At 42.6% G+C, this 589-nt stretch carries 1 protein-coding gene; it reads right to left on the bottom strand.

All coding sequences use genetic code 11. The annotated features are described in order from the left end of the window. On the bottom strand, nucleotides 1-589 hold a 589-nt coding region (gene fadR, locus R7R78_RS28005), incomplete at both ends, for a fatty acid metabolism transcriptional regulator FadR (protein WP_225474839.1).

Below are 589 nucleotides of genomic sequence, written 5' to 3'. Positions count from 1 at the left end.
TGGCAATTGTTCACGCTGGCCCGTTTCACAAGTTTCTAGCAGTTGACGGTAGAATCTTAGCGCCAAATCACGTGAGGCCGGGTTAGAGAAGTAGTAACTGCCAACTCGGTCATACAGCTTCTTCAAGCCATTGAAAATCAAACCGTAGATTTGGTTACCAGAGTGGAATGCTAAGCGTTGGAACAACATGTAATCGTAAAAGTTAAATGTTTTCGCGATCAAGATTTCCTGACGCTTTGCTTCATCTTTTTCGTTGTCTTCTTTAACGCTTTGAAGCACCTTATCCGCATACGGAGAAGAGGCAATGAAATCATCCCAAGACGATGCATTCACAAGTGCTTCACAAGACTCAATTACGTTCTTGATTGTACGCTCAGAGTTTTCTTTGTTCGCCTTGAATGCATAACGCATAAAGATAGGGCTGATGTTGGTACGTGCCGCAAGCAAATCTTCTACAATATTTGTTGCATTATCGACGTCTAGCGTCATCAACGTATCCAAGATATGCAGACCAGATGTCTCCATAAATTGGTTAACTTTTGTTGGTTTACCGTGTTGGATAGTCAACCATCCATCACGTGCTAGTCGT

It is taken from the genome of Vibrio sp. 2134-1, from assembly GCF_033339495.1.
This window is presented reverse-complemented; position numbering and strand designations above follow the sequence as displayed.